We start from the raw sequence: 23,164 nt of genomic DNA on the forward strand, positions 1-23,164 counted from the left end.
AGCCCGCTTCACGGTCGTGGCCGGCCGCTGCCGCCACCCCCCGTCTCCCTGCCGCGCCGACGCGCGGACGAACACCTCATCTCGCGGCGGCACGCACCTGTCGTGGCGCGCGCCCGTAACGGAGACTCTCGTGACCTCTACCGACACCCGCCCCACCGCCGGCCCCGACCCGTCCCCCAGCCGGGCGTCGGCCTGGACCGCGCTCAAGCCGCTGATCCTTCGCCTGCACTTCTACGCCGGGATCCTCATCGCTCCCTTCCTGCTCGTCGCCGCCTCCACCGGCCTGCTGTACGCCGCCTCCTTCCAGATCGAGCAGGTCGCGCACCGCCACGAGCTGACCGTTCCCGTCGGCGAGCAGCGTCTGCCGCTGACCCAGCAGGTCGCCGCCGCGCAGGCCGCGCGACCTGACGGGAAGGTCACCGCGGTGCGCACCCCGGAAGCGGCGGACGCGAGCACCCGCGTCCTGATGGACGTGCCCGGCCTGCCGGAAAGCACTCAGCTGGCCGTCTTCGTCGATCCGTACACGGGTCAGGTGCGCGGCACCCTGGACAGCTACGGCGGCTCGGGCGCGCTCCCGGTCCGCGCGTGGATCTCCCACCTTCACCGTCACCTGCACCTGGGCGAGCCGGGGCGGCTCTACAGCGAGCTGGCGGCCAGCTGGTTGTGGGTCGTCGCCCTGGGCGGCCTGACGCTCTGGGTCACCAGGCGCCGCGGCGCCCGCCGCCTGCGCGGCCTGCTCGCCCCCGACCGGTCCTTGCCGGGAGCGCGCCGGCGCCTGTCCTGGCACGGCTCCGTCGGCCTGTGGGCGGTGCTGGGCCTGCTCTTCCTGTCGGCGACCGGCCTGACCTGGTCCACGTACGCCGGGGAGAACGTCGGCGAGGTGCGCACCGCGCTCGGCTGGACCACGCCGGCGGTCACCACGTCCTCCGGTGATCACGCCGCCCATGCCGGTGAGGGAGTCCACCGGCACGGCGGCCCGGCCGTGAGCGTCGATCAGGTCGCCCGGGCCGGGGCGGGTGAAGGCCTGTCGGGCCCGCTGGAGATCGTGTGGCCCGCCGAGCCGGGCGCACCCTACGTGATCAAGGAGATCGACAAGACGGTTCCGCAGCGCCTCGACCAGGTCGCCGTCGACGCCGGCTCCGGTCAGGTCACCGCCGTGCTGCGCTTCAGTGACTACAACCTCGCCGCCAAGCTCACGCAGTGGGGCATCGACGGGCACATGGGCCTGCTGTTCGGCCTGGCCAACCAGATCGTGCTGATGCTGCTCGCCGCCGGGGCGATCACGCTCATCGTGCTCGGGTACCGGATGTGGTGGCAGCGTCGTCCCACGCGCGGTTTCGGCGAGCCGTACCCGCGCGGCGGCTGGCACCGGCTGGGCTGGGCGGTCCTCGTACCGCTGATCCTCCTCGTCGTGGCTGTGGGCTGGTTCCTGCCCCTGATGGGCCTGTCCCTGCTCGCCTTTCTGGCCGTCGATGTCCTGCTGGGCCTGCGTGCCCGCGCGACCCAGCAGGAAGGCGCCTAGGGTGCTGGGGTCTTCGCGAGGCTTCCGGGCAGGAGGTTCTCCAGCGGGACGTACGGGTCGGTCAGGCCGAAGCCTGCCGGGCCGAAGCAGGCCAGCGCGTCAGGCGTACGCATGATCGGCGGCGTGGAGATGGCGAACACGGTCAGCCGCTGGCCGTAGGCGAGCGACTCGGTGGGGACGGGCGCGCCGGTCTCGGTGGCCAGGGTGCAGATCAAGTCGGGGACGATGGCGAGGACGCGACCGTCCCGGCGGGCGACGAGGTGCTCGTTCTGGAAGGTGATCTCCAGGACGTCGCCGGGATCGTCCGCGGCCTGCAGGCGGGCCCTGCCGCGGGCGAAGCCGTCGACGGTGCGGCGCTCGACGTCGACGACCTTGCCGCGGAACAGCACGACGCCCAGGCTGTAGATGGTGCCGGCGAGCATGACGGAGAGCGCGTCGAAGGGGTCGGCGTGCGCGGCGCGGGCCTCGCGCAGCGTGCGGCCGATGTCGCGGCACAGCGACAGCGTGCCGCGCACGGAGGTGCGGCGGACCTCGGCGGTGTCCATGGGGTAGTCGCTGATGTAGGAGGCGCCGCCCATCTGGATGGTCAGCGCCCTGGCCAGCTGTTCCATGCGCTTGTTGTCGCCGGCGGTGATGACGCAGACATCGCCGTGGTCGGAGGCGATGGCCATGGGCGAGCCGGACACGCCCAGCACGCCGAAGGTCTGCATCTGCAGTTCGGGGAAGGCGCGGCCCATGCCGTCGGCGTCGACCACGGGCAGGCCGAGCTGGGCGCCGAGCATCAGCGGGATCATGCTGTTGAGCCCGCCGCACTCGGTTGGCATGACGGCGTGCGCCCGGCGGCCGAGGTGCTCCTCCAGAGCGCGGAAGGCGGCCACGTTGCCGCCGCCGGAGGGCAGCTTCTCCACGAACACGGTCGGCGCCCCCATCATCGACGACGGCAGCACCAGCGCGTCGCCGGGCAGCTCGTCGGCGCCGATGACGCGCACCCGGCGGCCGGCGGCCATCTCCCGCTCCACCAGGAGCCGGCCGATGTACGGGTCGCCGCCGCCTCCGGTGCCCAGCACCGCGGCGCCTTCGGCCAGGTCGTGCAGCCCTTGCGGGGTCAGGTCGTAGCCCACTGCGGATCCTCCTCGGGAGTACGGGCGCGGCCGAGGTCCAGGTCGCCGACGGCGCGCACGATGACACGGACGGCGTTGCCCGGCAGGTAGTTCACGTGGATCTCGTCGACGTGGACGATCTCGACGCTGGAGGGCACCGCCCCGGCTGAGACGGCCAGGTCGGTCGCCTCGGCGCGGGCCTGGTCCAGCACGTCGTCGCGGGTGAGCTGGGAGCCGATGAGGAACAGCCGGTCGACCTCGCCGCCGATCTGCCCGATGGCGGCGCCGATGGCGTTGGCGACGCCGTGGTGGCCGGGGATGCGCACCTCGGGCACGCCGGGGAGCTCGGCGGGCATGAGGATGGCGCCGCCGCCGACGATGACGACCGGCAGCGGCTCGGCGCTCAGCCGCATCTGATCCACCAGGCCGGCCACCCGGTCCGCCATCCAGGCGGCGCCGCGCCGGACGAGGTCACGGTCCAGGCCGCGCACCAGCGAGCGATCGCCGACCTCGGCCAGCCCGGCGGCGACGGCGAGATCCGTGGCGGTCAGGGTACGGCCGCCGAAGACCAGCGCCTGCTCGGTCAGCTGGTAGCCGACCGAGTCGGGGCCGATCCGCAGCTCCGGCCGCCGGGTGACGCGGCTGCCGCCGCCCAGGCCGACGGAGACCACGTCCGGCATGCGGAAGTTGGTGCGCACCCCGGCGATGTCGACGTCGGTGCCGGCCTGGCGGGGGTAGCCGCCGGTCAGCACGCCGACGTCGGTGGTGGTGCCGCCGATGTCGACCACCGCGGCGTCGGCCAGCCCGGCCAGGAACGCGGCGCCGCGCATGCTGTTGGTGGGGCCGCTGGCGAACGTCCTGACCGGGTAGCTGCGGGTGTACTCGGCGTCCATGAGCGTGCCGTCGTTCTGCGACAGGAACAGCGGGGCGCGCACGCCGACGGCGGCCAGGGCGGCGGCGAACGCGTCGACGATCTCGTCGGCCAGGTCGAGCAGGCAGGCGTTGACGACGGTGGCGTTCTCCCGTTCGAGCATGCGGATGCGGCCGATCTGGTGGGAGAGGCTGACGCGCAGGTGCGGCAGCTCGGCGCGCAGGATGCCGGCGGCGGCCAGCTCGGCCTCGGCGGTGACCGGGGAGAAGACGGAGCTGATCGCCACGGTGGTGATGTCGTGGGCGGCCAGGTCGGCGGCGACCCGCTTGAGCTCGTCGGGATCGAGCGGGGAGATGGGCCGGCCGTCGAACTCGTGGCCGCCGTGGCACAGACGCACCACCGGGCGGACGGCGTCGACCAGCTCGGCCGGCCAGGCGGAGGTGGGCGGCAGCGCGGCGGTGGCGGGCAGCGCGAGCCGGACCACGCCGGTGCGGGCCAGCCGGCGGCGGGTGACGAGGGCGTTGGTGAAGTGGGTGGTGCCGATCATGACGGCGGAGATCCGGCCGCGATCGAGACGGCTGCCTTCCAGCAGCGTGGACAGCGCCGTGACGACGCCGCCGGTGACGTCGGCCGTGGTGGCCGTCTTGATGCCGGCCACCACGTTCATGTCCTGGTCCAGAAGGACGGCGTCGGTGTGGGTGCCGCCCACGTCGATCCCTATGCGCACAGCCGCGTGCTCCTTCCCGGGGATCCGGGTCATGACGTCGACGGCCGGGCCGCGCCGGTCAGGCCGAGCCGGCCGGCGACCGCGTACAGGACGAAGGCCGCCAGCAGGGCGTTGAGCGCCGGGATGCCCGCGGTGACGAAGTGGCCGATCAGTGCGGCGGCCACCCAGGCGACCAGCGCGGCCGGGACCCACCCCGGCGCGTGGGCGGGCAGCTCTCCGCGCTCCCGCGAGCTGTCGAGGGCGGCGCGCCAGGTGCGCACCACGAAGTACTCGGCGACCATGATCCCGGCGATGGGCGGGATGGCCACCCCCAGCAGGACCAGGAAGTCCACCAGATGGTCGGCCATGCCGAGGGCGGCCAGCGCGGTGCCGACGATCCCCAGCACCACGGTGACGGCGGCGCGCCCCGCCTTCACCCCGAACGCGGTGTGCAGGGTGTTGGTGACGCCCAGGCTGGCGGCGTACAGGTTCCAGTCGTTGACCTTGGCGGTGGCGGTGATCAGCACGAGCACGCCGACGGTGCCGGAGGTGGTGGTGACGATGGTGACCACGTCGCCGGTGCGCAGCGCGTGCGCGAGCAGGACGCCGACCAGGGCGAGCACGTACTCGCCGAGCGAGATGCCGAGGACGGTCTGCTTGACGACGTCGGCGGCGTTGCGGTTGAAGCGGCACATGTCGGGCGAGATGACGGCGCCGACGATGAACCCGCCGGCGACCAGGGTGGCGCCCTGGGCCAGGCTCATCGCCGGCCCCGCGGGCTGCGAGGCGATCAGCTCGCCGAGCGGCCGTTCGGCGAGCTCCACGCCGATGGCCCAGCCCGCCAGCGCCAGGAAGGCCGGGACGGTGATCCACGCGGTCCAGGCCATCCCGGCGAAGCCGTGCACGACGATCGCGGTGATCGCCAGGCCGCCGGCGATCGCCCAGATCCACGCCGGTGAGCCGCCGAGCAGGGAGGAGACGCCCTGGGCGAGCACGGCGGTCTGCACGCCGAACCAGCCGAGCAGGCTGACCGCGATCACCAGGCCGACCAGGCCGGAGCCGTAGCGGCCGAACCCGGCCCAGCGGGCCAGCAGGCTGGTCGACAGGCCCTCGCGCATGCCGGCGATGCCCAGCGCGATCGCGACGACCTCGAGGATGGCGGCGCCGAGGGTGACGGCCAGGACGGCCTGCCAGAAGGTCATGCCCATGCCGAGGGTCGCGCCGAGCAGGAACTGCGACAGCGCCGACAGCAGACCGAACCGTTGCACGGCGATGGTGGTCCAGCCGTAGCGGGCGGAGGCGGGGACGCGTTCGAGTGCGTAGTCGTCACGGGCCAGGCCGGTGTCGGCGGGTAAGCCGACGGATGCGGGGGGTTGCGCCATCGTGTGTCCTTCGCAGCAGTGATCTACACCGACAACGCGACGTTAGATAAAGGAGGCGCACGCGAGAAGAGGCACGGTATGTGCAGTTTTCAACGGGCCGCTCGGCTGCCGCGGCGGGAGCTGTACGCCCGCGCCCAGCACGGTGACACGCCGGGGGCGCGCAAGCTGCTCGGGGTGGAGATCGCCGACCGCGAGCACTTCCAGGCCGTCGCCGGTGCCGCCGGCGGCGTCGACTTCGTCTTCGGCGGCGAGGAGGAGATGGCCCAGGGCGCCCAGGCGTGGGAGAGCCTGTCGGCGTACGCCGCGACCCTGGCCGAGGCGCGTCGGCGATGACCTGCTCAGCTCCCTGATCACCGTACGGGACGCCGAGGACGGCAGGCTCAGCGACAGCGAGCTCGTCGCCATGACCGCCACCATCGTCTCCGCCGGATACCTGTCGGCCCGCAACGCCATCTCCGCGGCCGTGCTCAGGCTGCTGCGCGAGGGACGCCTGGCCACGGCCTCCGAGCGGCTGGGCGCGACCGTCGAGGAGGTGCTGCGCCTGCAGTCCGGACAGACAGGCGAGCCCTTCCCCCGCTTCGCCCAGACCGACGTCGAGCTGGCCGGGACCCGGATCCGAGCCGGTGACCTGGTGTTGGTACGCCTCGAGGCCGCACACCTCGATCCCCGGCACTTCCCCGATCCCGACGCCTTCGTACCGGAACGGACATCGAGCCCGTCACTGGTGTTCGGGCACGGCGCGCACTACTGCCTCGGCGCGCCGCTGGCCCGCCTCGAGGTCGCGGCCGTGATCGGAGCGCCGGCCCGGCAACTGCCCGGGTTGTGCCTGGCGGGCCCGGCCGAGAGCGTCGAGTGGGTCCGCGACGGGGTCGACGCCGGCCCGAAGGCTCTCCACGTCACCTGGTGAAGCGGTGGGGTGCGCAGTGATCCGCAGCCTGAGAGACGTACTGCGATGGTGCGCTGATCCACCGCTGAGGTGATGTCCTCGCCGCACTCCGGGCGGCGATCAGCGTCGACACCTCGTAGCCAAGTTTGGTCGCGCCTCGTACTGAGGGTACGTGCCGCTACCCGTCATAGCCGCGCCCCCCGGCCGCTCCGGGCGGTCCTCGACGGGCGGCGTGCGAGAAGAGGCACGGCGGCGAACGGCGGCGCGGGACCGCGGCGGTGGAACCCAGAGCGCAGCGGCAGCCACGAGCGCAGAGAAGATCAGCAGGACGCCCGCCAGGATCTCCAGCAGCACGGTGATCGACATGAGGACTCCTCTTGGGCTTCGCCTGGAGGTGTCGCCACGAGGACGAAGGTCTTCCCGCACCCTCCGCCCCGGCAGCCGCGTCGGCCGGAGGGCCATCCCGCCGGGCCTGTCCAGGCCTGCAGACCGTGATGACGACCGGGATGTCCGACGGCGGGTACTCCCCTTTCTTCCACTATCGGCCCAGCTTGCGGCGCCGGTCAAACGCTTGACGATCACCGCGGGAGCCGCCGAAGTGGAACAGACCGGACCGGTGTGCCTAGCCTGGAAGGGCGAGGGGAGTACTTCCCAAGAGCCGGCCCGGTCAGTACGGGCGTGACTTCGTCCCCGGGCGGCCGCCCGCACGGTCGTGGGCGAAGGAGACCTCGAAAGGCCCGACCGGTCCGAGGAGGTTCCATGCCCGTCCCCATAGGGCTGATGACGGCTGCCCCTCTGGAATCGATCGGCTCGCCGCAGCTGTGGGCGACCACCGTTGGCGGCCTTGCGCTGCTGCTGGGCGCGGATTTCGTGCTGACCCGGCGCCCGCACGAGGTACGGATGCGTGAGGCGGTCGGCTGGTCGGTCTTCTACCTGACGCTGCCCCTGCTGTTCGGCGTCTACGTGTGGCGCGCGTTCGGGATGCAGGCCTCGGTGGGCTTCTATACCGGTTACCTGGTGGAGAAGTCGTTGTCGGTGGACAACCTCTTCGTGTTCATGCTGCTGCTGTCGGCCTTCGCGGTGCCTGGTGAACTGGCCCAGCGGGTCCTGCTGTACGGGATCATCGGGGCATTGGCGCTGCGCGCGATCTTCATCGCCCTGGGCGCGGCCGCCCTGGCCAGCGGCACCTGGGCGTTCCTGCTGTTCGGCGTGATCCTGATCATCACCGCAGGGAAGATCCTCAGAGACGCGCTGCACGGCACTCAGCAGCAGGTCGACATCTCCTCCATGCGCACCATCCATGTGCTGCGGCACTTCATGCCGGTCACCGCCGACTACCGCGGCTCGCGCCTGATGGTCCGCCAGGGCGGCCGGTTGGCCCTGACGCCGCTGGCGCTTGCCATCGTGGCCGTCTTCGCTACCGACATCGTCTTCGCGGTCGACTCGGTGCCCGCGGTGTACGGCGTCACCGAAGACCCGTTCCTCGTCTTCGTCACCAACGCCTTCGCCCTGCTGGGCCTGCGGGCGCTGTACTTCGTGCTGCTGGGCGTGCTGGAGAAGCTGCGGCACCTCAATCACGGGCTCAGCGTCATCCTGGGGTTCATCGGCGTCAAACTCGTCCTGAACTGGGCGCACAGCGTCTGGCCCGCAGTCCCGGACATCCCCACCCTGGTCTCACTCGGCGTCATCGTCGTGGCCCTGACGACCGTCACGATCACGAGCCTGCACGCCAACCGCCGCGCTGCCCACCGTGATGTCCAACGTGATGTCCAACGTGTCACCGTCCCTCCGTCGGACGGATGACTCGCGTGGCGCTGGTGACGCTTGTTCTTGGGTTCGCGCCGACCTCGTAACCGGTCGCCTGGATTGGCCGTGGCGGAGGTCGTGGTCGAACGGCCGGCGTCGTTCAGGGTCGCCGCCCACCGCTTCGAGCCCTTGCTCCGCCAGCGCGTGGAAGCTCGCGAACCCGGCCATCTTGGCGCGGAACGCGCGGGCGGAGACGTCCTCGGCCAGCCGGTACCGGTCGCGCCGCTCGCCCCGGAACCGCTCCACCAGCCCTGCCTGTTCCCCCCTCATGGTCCACTTGTTCGGATCAATCCGCACTTTCGCAACAACAGCATGCTTGTTGCGGGTGGCGTGGATCTTTGCCAGGGTGACATCGTGCCTTGGCCTCGCTCACGGAGGCTCGGGGTTGGTGAGCCGGGAAGCCTGGTCGGCAGATGATCGACCTACCTGCGAGGAAGGGCTCTCTCTGTGGCCTCCCCCACCCTTTACACCTCACCCGCGGGCGAGCGGGAAGTGCGCGACTGGTGCCGTGACCGGCTGCGCTCTTGGACAGTGCGACACCGGCTCGACACCCTGGAGACCAGTTTGGGCACCACGGCGGTCGTCAGCGCCGGCCAGGGCCGCGGCGTGGTGTTGCTGCCGGGCACCAATTTCTGTGCCGCGACCTCGCTGGAGGTGGCCGAGGCTCTGCTCCCCGGCCACCAGGTGATCATGGTGGACCTGCCGGGCCAGCCGGGCCTGAGCACGGCACGTCGGCCTGGGCGGGGACGCCTGGCCGGCTACGGCCGCTGGGTCGGAGAGATAGTCGACCAGTTGGACAGCGGACCCGTCGTGGTCGTGGGTCACTCGCTGGGAGCGGCGGTAGCCCTGGCGGCGCGCCCGGGGCCGCGCATCGGCGGCCTGCTACTGGTGTCCGCGGCCGGGCTGAGCCGGGCCCGCCTGACTCCCGCGCTGATCAGGGTCACGCTGCCCTGGCTGACCGTTCCGACCGTCGAGCGCAGTCAGGCGCTGCTGCGTCACATGAGCGGCCGAGCGCACGAGACGGACGGCTCGGATCACCGGCTGGCGGAGTGGATGACCCTGGTCGCCCGGCACAGTCGCACCAGCTTGGCTCCGTCGCCGATCCCCGCGCCCCTCGTGAGCCGCTGGCGGGGCACCCCGGTGGTGGTGGCCACTGGACAGGAGGATTGTTTCTATCCGCCCGCCCGCCTTCACGGGCCTGCGCTCGCCCTGCTGGATACCAACGTGGTGAGCGTCCCGGGCGTGGGTCATCTCGGTCCGCACGAGGACGCGACTCTCCTGCCCGCGCTCCTCGACACCCTGCGAAAGCGCACCTGAGCCGCTCGCGGGTGGAGCTTTGATGACACCACTGGTCCGATAACGGCATCACTTCTGCCGACTGTAACCGTTTGCTACGCTGAAAAACGGTGTGCCGGGAAGCCTGGTCGGCAATTGTTGTCGCCGACCCAAATCAGAGGCCCTCGATATGCGCACACGGGATTGGTCCATCCCCTTCCTCGGGATCCCTGTGGATGCTCTGCCGCTGGCGGCGGCCCATCCGAGCAGGCTCTACCCACCCGTATCGCCATCAGGAAGCCGCGGTGTCGTCCGGTGTTCCGCCGGGCCCTCACAGGACGTTTCGCGTCCGCCGGGCGGCCGACGCGAGGATTCGGCATGAGCGACAGCGCGCTCATCGTGGGCGTCGCCGAGGAGCACGGCGTGCTCCTCGTCAGGCTCTCCGGAGATCTGAGCTGGGAGAACATGACCAGATGGCGATCGTGGCTGGACACGCACCTGGCAACCGACGCGAAAATGCCGGTGCTGATCGATCTGTCGGCTCTTGCCTTCCTCGACTCCTCCGGGCTTGCCAGCCTGATCACAGCCCACCAACGCCTGCAGCGAGCAGGTGTGGCCATGGCCTTCCTGCAGCCCGGCGCACCGGTCACACGATGGCTGCGCATCACTGGCCTGGAAGCTCACCTGCCGATCTTCGACACCATGGACGCGGCGATACCGGCCGTCAGTTCACCGCCTCCGCCGGCTTGGCCCCGGCCTTGAGACGAGCGGTCCCACGCGAACGCCGGCCGCAAGCGGTGTGATCTTCCATTGGCCAGATGGACCGATGGTCAGCCTTCGATGAAGCGGCGGATCATGTAGCGGCGGACCAGGGGCAGGGAGGCCAGCCGCAGGGGCAGCAAGCTTAGCCACAGCAGGAGCGGGCTGGTAGGGGCGTAGACGCCTTTGACGCGGCGGCCGAGTTTCTGCTTGCGCTCGGCTTCGGGCCGGATGGCGGCCTCCCACGCGGCCAGCGCGGCGGGGACGTCGCCGGGGTGGGCCGCCAGTTCGGTGCCGAGGCGGTCGGCGCCGCCGACGGCCAGGGAGGAGCCGTATCCGGCGAACAGGGTGACGCACCAGGCGGCGTCGCCGAGCAGGACCACCCGGCCCTTGCTCCAGGACGGCGCGACGACCTGGCTGATGGTGTCGAAGTAGACCGACTCGGCCCGCTGAAGACCCGCCAGGGCTTCGGGGATGACCCAGCCGAGGTCGCCGTAGACGCGCCGCAGTTCGGTGGTCACGTCCTCGCCGGGGCGGGCGTGGTCGGCGCGGTAGCCGAAGAAGGCGACGTTGCGGCCGTCGGGGATGCTGATGACCGCGGCGGTGCGTCCGCCGGAGGACAGGGTGCCGGTGGCGCCGGTGGCGATGGAGGCGGGGCGCTTGTCGAGCATGTAGACGGCGACCTTGTGCTCCAGGTCGAGCAGGAAGTCCTCTTCCGGGCCGAACAGCAGGGCGCGGGTGGCCGAGTGCAGGCCGTCGGCGCCGATCAGCAGATCGCCTTCCTCCTCGGTGCCGTCGGTCAAGGTCACGCGTACGGTGTGCTCGTCCTGGTCGACGGCGGTGAGGGTGGCGCCGAAGCGGATTTCGGCGCCACCCTCACCGCCCTCGACCTTCTCGTACAGGACGGCTTCGAGGTCGCCGCGCAGGATGGTGATCGAGCGGCGGCCGGTGGTGGCGGCGATGGTGGCACGGTCGAGGGAGAAGCGGCGGTCGCCGTTCGGCTTGTGGTAGACGAGTTCGTCGGTGATGAAGCCCTTGCCGAGCAGGCCGGGCAGGATGCCCATGCGTTCGGCGGCGTCGTAGCCGATGCCGCCGAAGGTGACGGCGTAGCCTCCGCCGCGGCGGGCGGGGGCGCGTTCGACGATGAGGGTGTCCCAGCCGATCTGGTGCAGGCGCAGGGCGGTGGCCAGGCCGGCGATGCCGGCTCCGATGATGATGGCGCGCATGAAAGGTGTGCTTCCTCAGGAGGCGAGATGGTCGAAGCCGCTGTTCGGCGGTGGCGTCCAGCCAGGTGTCGGGAGAAGGGGCGTCCGCGCGGGGTGCCGGATCGCCTTCGGCCCGCAGCCAGGCCCAGGTGTCGGCGAGGGTCTCGCGCAGCGGGCGGGTGGTGAGGCAGCCGCACACCGTCGGCGGCCGGGATCTCCACGTTCCGCCGCACCCGCACCCGGTGACGCAAGGTGGGCCGCACGCCGTACACACGACTGAGCAGGGTCATAGCCGGTCAACTCCCTATCGACGTTGAACTGGATGTCACATCGCCGACCAGGCTTCCCGGCACACCATCGAACCTCCCGCGGAGGCCGATGCCAACACTATACCGACTTTTCAGAAATTTCTGAAGATATGGTGTGTTCGATATCCTGCTTCCGCAAGGAGGCACACGTGAACGACAGGCATGAGCAGTGGCAGGCGGCCGAACGGCTGGCCCTGACCCTGATCGAAGGCGGGATGCAACGCATGTCCGCGCGCACCCTCGCGGTCTTCCTGTTCACCGACCAGGAAAGCGTCACCGCCGGCGAGATCGCCGACCGGCTGGAGGCCAGCGCGGGCTCGGTCTCCGGCGCGATCAAATCCCTGCTGACGGTCGGCCTGATCGAACGCCTGCCCGCGCCGGGCAGCCGCCGCGAGCACTACCGGCTCCGCGACGACGCCTGGGCGACCCTGTTCACCAGCCAGAACACCGTCATTCAGGCCATGCTCCAGGCCGCGGCCGCCGGGATCGCCGCCACAGAAAGCGGCAACCCCGCCCATCAGCGCCTGACCCAGATGCGCGACTTCTACGCGTTCCTGCTCGGCGAACTCCCCGCCCTGCTGCACCGCTGGCACCAGCAGAGCGCCTGACCCAAGCCCGCCGGCCGGCGCGAGCGCCCAGCCTCGGCCTGCCGCCGGGAACGCCTCGCCACGATCCGCGACAACCGCGCGATGTCTTCGGCGGCACCACGGCGACGACCTATGGTTCGGGGTGTATCGACGCGCGCCGCAGCCAGCGTCCGAGGCCGTCCGAGCCGGGACGGCCGCGCCAGGCCAGGTGGGCGTCCGGGCGCACCAGCCACACCTCGTCATCGCGCCAGCCGTCCGGCGTGAGAGTGACGACGCGGTCACCCAGCGCGGCGCTCACCTGCGGCTCGCAGAGCCGCGCGCCCGGGCCGGTGGCCAGCAGGGCCCAGCGCCCGCCCAGCTCGGCGTGCAGCCGCGTGCCGGCGCACGCGAGATCGGCGACCCGGTCACCCGGCCGCGGCCGGCGTCCCAGCCGCGATCCGCGACCGGCCAGCGGGCCGCGACGGTAGGTCACCCCGAGCTGGGAGGCGGCCATGGTTCCCCGGCGCTGCACCGCCGGCCGGTTGAACAGAGGCACCAGCACCCACCTGATCAGCAGACGCAGCAGCGGGCTGTCGCCGATCTGCAACCGGGCGGTCGCGCTGGTGGAGCGGAGCACCTCGGCGGCGAGCGGGCGGCGCTCGGCCTGGTAGGTGTCCAGCAGCCGGTGGCCGGCGCGGCCGTGGACGACCAGCGCGAGCTTCCAGGCGAGGTTCTCGGCGTCGCCCATCCCGGTGACCATGCCCTGGCCGCCCATCGGGCTGTGGATGTGGGCCGCGTCACCGGCCAGCAGGACGCGCCCTTGCCGGTAGCCGGTCGCCAGCCGCCGGTGGACGCGGAACATCGAGGCCCAGACGAGGTCCTTGAGCTGTTCACCCGCGAGCCCCGCGCGCTCGCCCACGACGCGCCGGAACGCCTCCAGGATCTCGGCCTCGTCCAGCTTCTCGTCGGTGGCGCCCGGCAGGTAGGCCATCAGCCGCCACAGGTCGTCGCCCGTGCCGCCGGGCGAGGGCATCGGCATGACGAACAGCGGCCCGTCGGGATGAGCCCAGCCGTGCCCGCCCTCGCGGCCGAGGCCGAAGCCGGCGTGACCGTCGGCCAGCAGCCACTGGTCGGTCAGGGGCGCGCCGGGAAATCCGATGCCGGCCAGCTTGCGTACCGTGCTGTGCGCGCCGTCGCAGCCGGCCAGCCAGCTCGCGCGTACGGTCCGCCCGCCGCCGAGCACGGCCGTGACGCCGTCCCCGTCCTGGCGTGCGTCGACCAGTCCGGTCCCCCATTCCACGCCGCCGCCCAGCTCGGCGAACCTGCGGCGGAGCGCGGCCTCGATCTCGGTCTGGGGCAGCACCAGCGCGGGCCGGGGAGTGCCGAGGATCGGGTCGCCGAAGCGGATCCGCATCACCGGCCGGCCCCCGATGTAGGTGGTGAGCACCAGCCCCTGGGCCGAGCGTTCGGGCAGGTCACCGAGCGCGCCCAGCCGGTCGAGCACCTCGACGCCCCTGGCGTGCAGGAGGTTGGCCCGCGACGTGGTCGCCGGCCCCGCCGCCTGGTCCACCACGCGCACCCGCACGCCGTGCAGCAGCAGGCCGCAGGCCAGCGCCAGCCCGGCCGGCCCGGCGCCGACGACCAGGACATCCGTGGATTCGTTCATGACATCTCCCTTAGAACGGAACGATTCCGTTCCGGCCCTTCCACGGTACGGCCCGCCTACAATGGAACGCAACCGTTCCGTCTCATGGGAGAATGTCGCGCATGTCCGACTCCAGCCGCAGGCCCGCCGGCGCGGCCGTCCTGCGCCAAGAGGTCACCGGCGCGATCATCGAGGCCGCCCTGGCCGAGCTGACCGACCACGGATACGCCCGCATGTCCATGGACGCCGTCGCCCGCCGGGCCGGCGTCGGCAAGGCGGCCATCTACCGGCGCTGGTCTTCCAAGGAGCCCCTGGTGCTGGACCTTCTCACCGAACTCGCCGACCAGGCCGTGCCCCTTCCCGACACGGGCACCCTGTACGAGGACGTCGCCGGCTTCGTCCGCCACACCTCGGCGCTGCGCGCCGACACCCGCGCCATGCGGATCCTCACCGACCTGACCGCCGAGGCGACCCGCAACCCGCGACTGGCGACGGCCATGCACACCACGGCCGAGCTGCCCCGCCGCGCCGCCGCCACAGAGCTGCTGCAGCGCGCCGTCGACCGCGGCGAGCTGCCCGCCGACCTCGATCTCGACCTGGCCACCGACTGCCTGATCGGCCTGGCCTACCTGCGCCCGCGGACGCCGTGGCAGCCCTCGGAGCCGCTGGATCCCGGTGTCCTGGCGCGGCTGGTGGAGGTCATCCTGGCCGCGCTGACCGCCTGCCGCGGCTGAGCCGGCCACGGGTCGATCGGGCCGGCGCTACGGCATCATGGCCGCGCTCGTACAGGCCGGTCGAAGAAGCTCCGCGCACGACGGCGGTCGACGAGGCAACGCGTGCGCGATCGCCGAACGCGGCGGAGAGCCCGCTGCGATCATCGCACCTCTCGCCGGCGCCTTGAGCCGACGATGGCCTCCGCGGTACCCACCGAGGCCACCGCGGCGATCACAGCCACGACGAAACCGAGCACATTGAGCTCGAAGATGTCGCCGGTGCCGAGCAGGCTGGCCACGGTGCCGCCGATCAACGAGCCCACCAGGCCCAGCAGCAGGGTCGCCAGCAGGCCGAGGTTCTGCTTGCCCGGCTTGATGAGCCGCGCGAGAGCGCCGATGATGAGCCCTGCGACAATGAAGCCGATCATGAAGGTCCTTCCTGCACCGCTTGTCGGGGAGCGGCGATGTGGGGATTCCGTTGGTCGGTATGCCCCTGGCGTCCGGAACCGAACCCGATCGCCGCCATAGAGGCCAGGTACACAGCGACACGACGAACGCGGGCCGAGCCTTCCTCAGCGTTCGACGTGATTCCGCTGTTCTCAAGGTGAAGTCTGGAGCGGTGAACGTGAAGACCACGAAACGGGAGAGGAAATCCGGGACGGTCCGCTACCTGCGCCGGGAAACGTGGTGAGGCGCGGCGGACCGGTCGCGGCTCTGCTGGGCCGGTTCCAGCACCCGGCACAGGTGATCACGACTGGTTTCGCGGCCGCGGTGCTCGTCGGCACCGTACTGTTGTCCTCTCCCCTGGCCAGCGCCTCGGCGGAACCCACCGACTGGATCACTGCGCTGTTCACCGCGACCTCGGCGGTGTGCGTGACCGGCCTGGTGATCGTCGACACGGGCGGACATCGGCCGGCGTTCGGCGAGGCGGTGATCGCCCTGCTGATCCAGGTGGGCGGTCTGGGCATCATGACCCTGGCCACCGTGTTCACCCTGCTGATCTCCGGGCGGCTGGGGCTGCGCGCCCGGCTGTTCGCCCAGGCCGAGACCAAGTCACTCACCGCCGGCGATCTGCGGCGCATCGTGCGCAACGTGGTGCTGTTCAGACGCTCGGCTCCGCGCTGGCGCTGAAGGAACGCACACGCCGCTACGAACTGCCGGAGGAAAGGATGATCATCGGCTGACCGGATCGGCCCGCCGACTCCAGAACAATACGATCTTGTTGGAAACAATATGTCCATATAGTATCCGGGTCATGTGTTCAGCCTATGATCGACCGCCCGAGGACCTGACCGCTCGCGCGCGGATCCGCGACGCGGCCCTGGCGGAGTTCGCCGAACGCGGTTTCAAGGGGGCGACGCTGAAGGCCGTCGCCGATGCCGCCGGTGTCTCGGTCGGCCTGGTGCAGCACCATTTCGGCTCCAAAGAAGGGCTGCGGGAGGCCTGCGACGCGCACGTCCGTGCCACCATGATGGGCGCCGCGGGCCAGGTCCAGGACGGCGTCGAGGTCACCCCCGACGTCATCCAGGGCATGTACGAGGCCAACGAGCTCAGCGTCCGCTACCTCGCCCGGGCCCTGGCCGAGGGCTGGGGCGTGGCGGCGGTGCTGTTCGACGAAGGCGCCGACGCCGCCGAGCGGTTCCTCATGGAGAACTGGCCGGACGACTTCCCCCCGCACGAGTCCAAGGTGCGCGAACGCGCCGCCGTGATGGCGGCGATGCACCTCAGCACGATCGTGCTCCACGCGCACCTGTCCCGCCGGATGGGCGTCGACGCGCTGAGCAGGACGAATCTCCCCCGGCTCGGCATCGCCATGGCCGACGTCTACGCGCACCTGGGGCAGTGGATCACCTCGGGACCCGGAGACCAGGTCCGCCAGGCCGTCACCGATCACCACATGAAGGAGCGCCCCCGTGACTGACGTGATCGAGATCCACGGGCTGACCAAGGAGTTCGGCCGGGTCCGCGCGCTGGACGGCCTGGACATGACCGTGCGGGAAGGAGAGGTGCACGGCTTCCTCGGCCCCAACGGCGCCGGCAAGACCACGACCCTGCGCATCCTCCTCGGCCTGCTGCGCAAGGACGGCGGCCAGGTCCGGCTGCTCGGCGGCGACCCCTGGGCCGACGCCGTCGAGCTGCACCGGCGGCTCGCCTACGTCCCCGGCGACGTCACCCTCTGGCCGAGCCTGTCCGGCGGCGAGGTGATCGACCTGCTCGGCCGGCTGCGCGGCCGCGCCGACGCCAGGCGGCGCGACGAGCTGATCGAGCGTTTCGCCCTGGATCCTCGTAAGAAGGCCCGGACCTACTCCAAGGGCAACCGGCAGAAGGTCGCGCTGATCGCCGCGCTCGCCTCCGAGGTGGAGCTGCTCCTGCTGGACGAGCCGACCTCCGGCCTCGATCCGCCGATGGAGGCGATCTTCCGCGAGGTCGTCGCGGAAGAACGGCGCAAGGGCCGCACGGTCCTGCTCTCCAGCCACATCCTCGCCGAGGTCGAGGCGCTCTGCGACCGGGTGAGCATCATCCGCGACGGCCGCATCGTGGAGGCCGGCACCCTCGCGCAGCTGCGCCATCTCACACGCGTCTCCGTCACGGCCGAACTCGCCAGGGTCCCGGCCGGTGGGCTCCCCCATGTCCACGACCTGAGCACGGACGGCGGCCGGGTACGTTTCCAGGCCGACACCGACCACATCGGCGACGTGCTGGCCCACCTGGCGCAGTACGGAGTGCGCGACATCACCGCCCAGCCGCCCACTCTCGAAGAGCTGTTCATGAGGCACTACCGATGAACACGACAGCGCTGATCCGGCTGATCCTGCGCCGCGACCGCGTCTGGCAGCCGCTGTGGATCCTGTCCGTCGCCCTCTTCGTCGCCACCACGGTGGCCACCATCCGGCAACTGCTCCCCACCCGGGACGCGGTCCTGCACTACGTCGAGGAGATCGCGCGGAACCCCGTCATCCTCCTGCTGCAGGGACCCGCGTACGGCGACAGCGTGGGCGCCGCCGCCGCCCAGCAGCGGGCCGCCGCCACCACCATCTTCGCCGCCCTGGCCAGCATCGTCCTCCTGGTCAAGCACACCCGCTCCGACGAGGAGCAAGGACGGCGGGAGCTCGTCGGCTCGGCCGCCGTGGGGCGGCGCGCCCCGCTGACCGCCGCCCTCACCGTCGTGCTGGGCGCGAACCTGATGCTCGCCGCACTGATCGCGGTGGTCGGCGTGAGCGCCGGGCTCCCTCCGGCCGGCTCCCTCGCCTGGGGCCTGACCGCCGCGTCGGGTGGCTGGGTCGGGGCCGCGCTGGCCGCGGTGGCCGTGCAGCTCACCCAGAGCGCCCGCGTGGCCGGAGCCGCGGCCTTCACCGTGTTCTTCGCGGCCTACCTCCTCCGGGGCGTCAGCGACCTGGGCGGCCCCGGGATGGAATGGCTGGGCTGGCTCGTACCGAACGGCTGGTTCCTGCGGGCGCGCGCCTTCGGCGGCGAGCAGTGGTGGGTGTTCGCGCTGGTCGCGGCGTTCGTCGCGGCCATGGCGTGGGCGGCCTTCGCGCTGTCGGCCCGCCGCGACCTCGGCGCCGGCCTCCTGCCGCCCCGCCTCGGCCCCGCCCGCGCGCCGGCCGGTCTGCGCGGACCGCTCGGGCTGGCCTGGCGGACGCACCGGGGGGCGGCACTGGCGTGGATCACGGGCGCCGCCTTCATCGGCGCGGGGCTCGGGCTCGGCGGGCAGACCGCCGTCGAGACGTTCGGTCAGAGCGGAGCGCTGGACTACTGGGCCGGGCGCACGGGAGAGGACGATCCCGCGCGGATCTTCTTCAAGCTCGTCGTGTACGAGCTGGCGGTGTTCTCCGTCTCCCTGTACGCGATCATGACCGTGCTCCGCCTGCGCGGCGACGAGGCCACCGAGCTTTTCCTGTCCGGCCCGGTGAGCCGGACCCGCTGGGCGGCTGCCCATCTCCTGTTCGCGGTGACGGTCCCCGTCGCCATGCTGGTGATCGCCGGCCTCGCGCTGGGCCTCGGCACCGGCGACTTCGCCGGCGGGTTGGCCCTCACCACGGTCATCCTGCCCGGCATCTGGGTGATGGCCGGGATCGCCGTGGCGGCGTTCGGGCTGTTCCGGCGGGCCGGAGCGGTCGTGGGGTGGACCGCCCTGGTCCTGACCATCGCCCTCGAAGTCGCCTGGGAGGTCGGCCTGGTGAACGACTCGCTCTTCATGATCTCCCCGTTCGCCCACGTCCATTACTCCACGCTGGCCAGCCCCGGACCGGGCACGCTGGCCGGGCTCACCGTCGTGGCGGCAGGCTTGGCCGCGGTGGGTCTGTACGGACTCCGCCGCCGCGATCTGACCCTGTGAACCTGCTGTGACCGGTGCCGGTGTCAGCCGACGATCACCTTCTCCTCCGGCAGCTCGTAACGACGAGTGCGCTGCTTCAGGGCGAGCGCGGAGCCCAGCGTCAGCGGGCCGATGCGCCCGATGAACATCAGCACGTCGGTGAGCAGCCAGGAGGAGGGGTTCATCTGGCCGATGTCCATGGAGTTGAAGCCTCCGGAGCGTGGCATGACGGCGGCGAAGAAGGCCGCCAGCAGCTTGCCGGAATCATCCAGCGGACCCATCGTGGCGGGGTTGTGCCACTCGCTCGCCAGGAACGTCAACGTACCGCCGCCGAGCAGGACCACGCTCAAGCCGACGGTGACCCGGGTCATATCGACCAGCGGCCCGGATGCCGCCAGGTCCGCAGGAGTTCGAAGACGACGGGGTAGCCGAGCCCGCCGACGACGACAGCCAGTGCCACGGGCAGGCAGATCCACGGATCCGCGACGAAGCGCATCAGACTGTCGGGCCACAGGGCGAAGCCGGCATTGTTGAAGGCCGACACCGAGTGAAAGAGGCCCAGGTAGGCTGCCCGGCCGAGCGGCTCGCCGTATCCGGTGACGAAGCGGACCGTGAGGACCACCGCGACGGCGGCCTCGCAGACGATGCTGAACATCACCACCTTCCGCAGAACCCGGCGAAGGTCGGCGGCGACCACCGATTTGGTCTCCAACTGGGCCGACAGGCGGGCGCGCAGGCCGATCCGGCCCGAGATCATCACGATGATCAGCGTGGCCAGTGTCATGATGCCCAGACCGCCCACCTGGATGAGAAAGACGATCACCACCTCGCCGAACACCGACCAGTGCGTTTCGGTGTCCACCACGATCAGGCCGGTCACGCAGACGGCCGAGGTGGCGGTGAACAGCGCGGTGAGCCAGTGGGAGGAGTCGCCCTCGGTGGTGGCCAGCGGGAGGCCGAGCAGCAGCGTGCCGATCAGCACAGCGGTCCCGAATCCCACCGAGATCATCACTGCCGGGTGCCGGCCGCGGCCCGGCACCGCGGGCCGGCGCCGTGCCTTCCGGTTACCCCTCCCTCGCCGGCTGCTGGGCAGCAGGCCATGAGCCACGCATCAGGGAGCCCCCGTGGAGTCGTACGGCTGAAGACGCCGCCGACCAGGCTTCCCGGCACTCCGCGCATACCGTAGCGCAGCACGGCATGGCCGCCAACCGCGCACCGTTCCACGGACGGGTATGGACGGTCAGGTGCTCATGATCGTCCACTGGTTGTTGGTGCTGCTGTTCGGCGTCCACAGGGCGACGGTGGAGCCGGCGGTGCTGTTGCCCATGCCGTCCAGGGCGGTGCCGGTGCCCCGGTTGATGATCTGGTGGCGGCCGTTGCCCGTGCTGTTGAGTCGCCACTGCTGGTTGGCGCCGCCGTTCCAGGCCGCCTGCCGGGCGTTGGCGCCGTTGGCGGTGTTGCCCCAGCTGTCGATGACCATGGCGTTGGTGCGGTTGACGATGCGGTACCAGCCGCCGCCCAGGTCCACGAGCTGCCACTGCAGGTTGGTGCTGCCGTCCCAGTTCCACTGCTTGAGGTTCGACCCGGAGGCGACGTTGCCGCCGCTGTCCAGCACCAGGCCGGTGGTCGCGTTGGTGATCCGCACGTGGCTCGCGGGCGCGGGGCCGGACCCGGTCATGCGGTACGTACGACCGGCTTGACCGGTCAGTCTGATGACGTCGTTCTCGGGTTTGGCGACGCTGACGGCATCGCCGGTCGTGGTCTCGACCACCTGGTAGGTCCCGGCGAAGATCCGGGCGCGTACGTTGACCGTCCCGCCACGGTCGAACCTCAGGAGGATCTCGGTGGCCCCGCCGGAGCTCCAGGTCGCGTCCACGGTGTGGCCGCCGCGTCCTCGGAGACCCCGTACCGTGCCGTTCGGCCAGGCCGGCGGCAGGGCCGGCAGCACGTGCAGCTCGCCGTTGTGGCTCTGCAGCAGCATCTCGGCGATGCCGGACGTGGCGCCGAAGTTGCCGTCGATCTGGAACGGCGGGTGCAGGTCGAACATGTTCGGCGCCAGCCGGGCCGTCGTCACCAGGAGGCGGAGCAGCGTGTGCGCGCGGCCGCCCTCCTCCATCCGCGCCCAGTAGTTGATCTTCCAGGCCAGGGACCAGCCGGTCCCGTCGTCCCCGCGGAGTTCGAGGGTGCGCCGGGCGGCGGTGTACAGCGCCGGGGTGCCGCGCTTGGTGATCTGGTTGCCGGGGTGCAGGCCGTAGAGGTGGGAGATGTGCCGGTGGGCGGGCTCGGTCTCGACCCAGTCGTACAGCCACTCCTGGATGTTGCCGCGCGAGCCGATCTTCATCGGCGGTAGCCGGTCCCGGGCGGCCAGGACCCGCGCCCGGAAGTCGGCGTCGACGCCGAGCGTCTGGGAGGCCTGGGCGCAGCCGTCGAACAGGTCGCGCAGGATCTGGTTGTCCATGGTGGGGCCGGCGCAGACGCTGACGCCAGCGTGGTGGGCCAGTTCGGGAGAGTTCGACGGGTTGGTGACCAGATACCCGAGCTGAGGTTCCTGTACGAGGGTCTCCAGGAAGAACTGCGCGGCGCCTTTCATCGCGGGGTAGTAGCGCCGGAGGAACTCCAGGTCGCCGGTGAAACCGTAGTGGTCCCAGACGAGGGTGGCCAGCCACGCTCCGCCGGTCTGCCACATGCCCCAGAACGCGCCGTCGACGACCGACGTCCCCCGCCACGCGTCGGTGTTGTGATGGGTCACCCAACCGCCGGCGTCGTACTGGACGCGGGCCGTCCGGGCGCCGCTGACCGCGAGCTCGTCGAGCATGGCGAACACCGGTTCGTAGCACTCGGACAGGTTCGTCGTGTCGGCCGGCCAGTAGTTCATCGGCAGGTTCGCGTTGATGGTGTATTTCGAGTCCCAGGCCGGGGTGAGCGAGTCGTTCCAGATGCCCTGGAGGTTGGCCGGCTGCGTGCCCGGCCGGGAGGAGGAGATCAGCAGATATCGGCCGTACTGGAACAGCAGCGCGGAGAACTGCGGGTCGTCGGTGTTCGCGTGCTGCGAGATCCGCACGTCGGTCGGCTGGTCGGCTGCCGCGGTGCGGCCGAGGTCGAGCGTGGTGCGCCCGAACAACCGCTGGTAGTCGGCGACGTGCCGGCCGCGCAGGTCGTCGTAGGTCCTGCCGGTGGCGGCGTCGAGATGGCGCCGGGCGATGCCCTGGTAGTCGCCGCCGACGTCGCGGAAGTTGCGGTAACTGGAGCCGATGGAGACCAGCAGCGTCACGCTGTTGGCGGACCTGACCTGCAGGGTGCCGCCGGAGCTGCTGACGCTGCCGCCCTCGGCGACGGCCCGCGCCAGCGCCAGATAGCGGACCGAACCGGCCACTCCCTCCATGTCGCCCGAGATGCCGTCGAGCGCGACCGTGGTCCCGTCCGGGCTGGAGCGCGTCGCTCGTTGCGGGCTGCCGAAGGTCGCGGAGAACGTGATCGAGCCCGGCCTGTCGGCGGTCAGGCGGACGGCGATCACCTGATCGGGCGCGCTCGCGAGCACCTCGCGCCGGTACCGGACGCCGTTCTGCAGATAGGACACGGCGGTGGTGGCCGTGGTGAGATCCAGATGACGGTTGTACTCCGCGACCCCGGCGGCGCTGCCGAGGCCGAGCCGCAGATCACCGACGGTCTGGTAGGCCAGCTGTCCCACCGGGTTTCCCCGCATGTTCTGGTCGATCATCGTCTGGGCCTGGCTCCACTGGTTCTGGAAGACCAGTTGCCGGATCTGGCCCAGCGCCGCCGCCCCTCGGGGGTTGCTCTGGTCGTACGGTCCGCCGGCCCAGACGGTGTCCTCGTTGAGCTGCAACCGCTCGGTGTCGACGTTGCCGAACACCATGGCGCCCAGGCGGCCGTTGCCGATCGGGAGCGCCCGCAGCCAGTCCGTGCCGGCGCTCTCGTCGTACCAGAGGGCCAGATCGTTCGCGGCGCTCACCTCCGGAGGGGGCGCCGAGGCGGCCCGGGCGGCGGCGGTCCATGCCGGCGGCAGCATGAAGGCTTCGGCTCCGGCGGCGCCGAATCTGAGGACTTGCCTTCGTGATAGGTCAGACATCTCGCATCCCGTTTC

Annotated in this window: 21 protein-coding genes and 1 pseudogene; 12 read left to right on the top strand and 10 right to left on the bottom strand. The window is 71.3% G+C overall.

Going from position 1 to position 23,164, the window contains the following annotated elements:
• Window positions 1–130: 130 nt before the first annotated feature.
• Window positions 131–1,522 carry a PepSY-associated TM helix domain-containing protein gene (locus tag KME79_RS32875; protein WP_308249138.1) on the top strand — a complete coding sequence of 464 codons (1,392 nt, stop codon included), beginning with the start codon at window positions 131–133 and terminating at the stop codon, window positions 1,520–1,522.
• Here KME79_RS32875 and KME79_RS32880 read toward each other — a convergent pair.
• The 3 genes from KME79_RS32880 to KME79_RS32890 are packed head-to-tail and all read right to left on the bottom strand — an operon-like array spanning window position 1,519 to window position 5,581.
• A complete protein-coding gene (locus KME79_RS32880; RefSeq protein WP_219548751.1) occupies window positions 1,519–2,643 on the bottom strand; it encodes an S-methyl thiohydantoin desulfurase family protein in 1,125 nt (374 codons plus the stop codon). The genes KME79_RS32875 and KME79_RS32880 overlap by 4 nt on opposite strands.
• Entirely contained in the window at window positions 2,628–4,220 is a 1,593-nt protein-coding gene (locus tag KME79_RS32885) for a hydantoinase/oxoprolinase N-terminal domain-containing protein (protein WP_308249139.1), read from the bottom strand. Before KME79_RS32885 ends, KME79_RS32880 begins: the two co-directional genes overlap by 16 nt.
• Window positions 4,221–4,249: 29 nt before the next feature.
• Complete coding sequence (locus KME79_RS32890) at window positions 4,250–5,581, bottom strand: purine-cytosine permease family protein (RefSeq protein WP_219548761.1); 1,332 nt, start codon at window positions 5,579–5,581, stop codon at window positions 4,250–4,252.
• Window positions 5,582–5,659: 78 nt separating this feature from the next.
• On the opposite strand from KME79_RS32890, the gene KME79_RS32895 reads away from it, so the two are divergent.
• The 3 genes from KME79_RS32895 (at window position 5,660) to KME79_RS32905 (ending at window position 8,270) form a co-directional block, all read left to right on the top strand.
• Window positions 5,660–5,914: a hypothetical protein gene (locus KME79_RS32895; protein WP_219548767.1), complete on the top strand. Its 255-nt coding sequence runs from the start codon at window positions 5,660–5,662 to the stop codon at window positions 5,912–5,914.
• 70 nt (window positions 5,915–5,984) lie between these two features.
• Complete coding sequence (locus KME79_RS32900; protein WP_219548772.1) at window positions 5,985–6,488, top strand: cytochrome P450; 504 nt, start codon at window positions 5,985–5,987, stop codon at window positions 6,486–6,488.
• 738 nt (window positions 6,489–7,226) lie between these two features.
• The gene (locus KME79_RS32905) at window positions 7,227–8,270 is read left to right on the top strand and encodes a TerC/Alx family metal homeostasis membrane protein (protein WP_219548783.1); all 1,044 of its coding nucleotides are present in this window, start codon (window positions 7,227–7,229) and stop codon (window positions 8,268–8,270) included.
• Window positions 8,271–8,375: 105 nt separating this feature from the next.
• On the opposite strand, the pseudogene KME79_RS47755 reads toward KME79_RS32905, so the two are convergent.
• Window positions 8,376–8,543, bottom strand: a pseudogene (locus tag KME79_RS47755) (hypothetical protein); the annotation flags it as partial.
• A 261-nt stretch (window positions 8,544–8,804) separates the two neighbouring features.
• On the opposite strand from KME79_RS47755, the gene KME79_RS32910 reads away from it, so the two are divergent.
• Window positions 8,805–9,590 carry an alpha/beta fold hydrolase gene (locus tag KME79_RS32910; protein ID WP_219548789.1) on the top strand — a complete coding sequence of 262 codons (786 nt, stop codon included), beginning with the start codon at window positions 8,805–8,807 and terminating at the stop codon, window positions 9,588–9,590.
• Between the two features lie 336 nt (window positions 9,591–9,926).
• Complete coding sequence (locus KME79_RS32915) at window positions 9,927–10,310, top strand: STAS domain-containing protein (protein WP_219548795.1); 384 nt, start codon at window positions 9,927–9,929, stop codon at window positions 10,308–10,310.
• Window positions 10,311–10,378: 68 nt separating this feature from the next.
• On the opposite strand, the gene KME79_RS32920 is transcribed toward KME79_RS32915, so the two are convergent.
• On the bottom strand, window positions 10,379–11,533 hold the full coding sequence (locus KME79_RS32920) for an FAD-dependent monooxygenase (RefSeq protein ID WP_219548798.1): 1,155 nt from the start codon (window positions 11,531–11,533) through the stop codon (window positions 10,379–10,381).
• A 436-nt stretch (window positions 11,534–11,969) separates the two neighbouring features.
• Here KME79_RS32920 and KME79_RS32925 point away from each other — a divergent pair, with 436 nt between their 5' ends.
• Window positions 11,970–12,428 (top strand): GbsR/MarR family transcriptional regulator, encoded by a 459-nt coding sequence (locus tag KME79_RS32925; RefSeq protein WP_219548801.1) that lies wholly within the window; start codon window positions 11,970–11,972, stop codon window positions 12,426–12,428.
• A 109-nt stretch (window positions 12,429–12,537) separates the two neighbouring features.
• Here KME79_RS32925 and KME79_RS32930 read toward each other — a convergent pair whose 3' ends face one another.
• A complete protein-coding gene (locus KME79_RS32930; protein ID WP_219548807.1) occupies window positions 12,538–14,052 on the bottom strand; it encodes an FAD-dependent monooxygenase in 1,515 nt (504 codons plus the stop codon).
• A gap of 101 nt (window positions 14,053–14,153) precedes the next feature.
• Here KME79_RS32930 and KME79_RS32935 point away from each other — a divergent pair, with 101 nt between their 5' ends.
• Window positions 14,154–14,765, top strand: coding sequence for a TetR/AcrR family transcriptional regulator (locus KME79_RS32935; protein WP_219548812.1), 612 nt, complete (start codon window positions 14,154–14,156; stop codon window positions 14,763–14,765).
• Window positions 14,766–14,905: 140 nt separating this feature from the next.
• On the opposite strand, the gene KME79_RS32940 is transcribed toward KME79_RS32935, so the two are convergent.
• The gene (locus tag KME79_RS32940) at window positions 14,906–15,172 is read right to left on the bottom strand and encodes a GlsB/YeaQ/YmgE family stress response membrane protein (protein WP_219548817.1); all 267 of its coding nucleotides are present in this window, start codon (window positions 15,170–15,172) and stop codon (window positions 14,906–14,908) included.
• Window positions 15,173–15,431: 259 nt separating this feature from the next.
• Here KME79_RS32940 and KME79_RS32945 point away from each other — a divergent pair, with 259 nt between their 5' ends.
• From KME79_RS32945 to KME79_RS32960, 4 genes are all read left to right on the top strand, one after another.
• Window positions 15,432–15,875 carry a potassium transporter TrkG gene (locus KME79_RS32945; RefSeq protein WP_308249140.1) on the top strand — a complete coding sequence of 148 codons (444 nt, stop codon included), beginning with the start codon at window positions 15,432–15,434 and terminating at the stop codon, window positions 15,873–15,875.
• Between the two features lie 124 nt (window positions 15,876–15,999).
• A complete protein-coding gene (locus tag KME79_RS32950; RefSeq protein WP_219548819.1) occupies window positions 16,000–16,665 on the top strand; it encodes a TetR/AcrR family transcriptional regulator in 666 nt (221 codons plus the stop codon).
• Complete coding sequence (locus tag KME79_RS32955) at window positions 16,658–17,530, top strand: ABC transporter ATP-binding protein (RefSeq protein ID WP_308249141.1); 873 nt, start codon at window positions 16,658–16,660, stop codon at window positions 17,528–17,530. Before KME79_RS32950 ends, KME79_RS32955 begins: the two co-directional genes overlap by 8 nt.
• Complete coding sequence (locus KME79_RS32960; RefSeq protein WP_219548821.1) at window positions 17,527–19,083, top strand: ABC transporter permease; 1,557 nt, start codon at window positions 17,527–17,529, stop codon at window positions 19,081–19,083. The genes KME79_RS32955 and KME79_RS32960 overlap by 4 nt, the downstream gene beginning before the upstream one ends.
• A gap of 23 nt (window positions 19,084–19,106) precedes the next feature.
• On the opposite strand, the gene KME79_RS47695 is transcribed toward KME79_RS32960, so the two are convergent.
• The 3 genes from KME79_RS47695 to KME79_RS32970 form a co-directional block, all read right to left on the bottom strand.
• Window positions 19,107–19,433 (bottom strand): hypothetical protein, encoded by a 327-nt coding sequence (locus KME79_RS47695; protein WP_308249142.1) that lies wholly within the window; start codon window positions 19,431–19,433, stop codon window positions 19,107–19,109.
• Window positions 19,430–20,062 (bottom strand): potassium transporter TrkG, encoded by a 633-nt coding sequence (locus KME79_RS47195; RefSeq protein WP_308249143.1) that lies wholly within the window; start codon window positions 20,060–20,062, stop codon window positions 19,430–19,432. Before KME79_RS47195 ends, KME79_RS47695 begins: the two co-directional genes overlap by 4 nt.
• 240 nt (window positions 20,063–20,302) lie before the next feature.
• Window positions 20,303–23,089 carry a glycosyl hydrolase family 95 catalytic domain-containing protein gene (locus KME79_RS32970; protein ID WP_246640812.1) on the bottom strand — a complete coding sequence of 929 codons (2,787 nt, stop codon included), beginning with the start codon at window positions 23,087–23,089 and terminating at the stop codon, window positions 20,303–20,305.
• Window positions 23,090–23,164: the final 75 nt, after the last annotated feature.

It is taken from the genome of Nonomuraea harbinensis, assembly GCF_019396385.1.
Taxonomy (GTDB): Bacteria; Actinomycetota; Actinomycetes; order Streptosporangiales; family Streptosporangiaceae; genus Nonomuraea; species Nonomuraea ferruginea.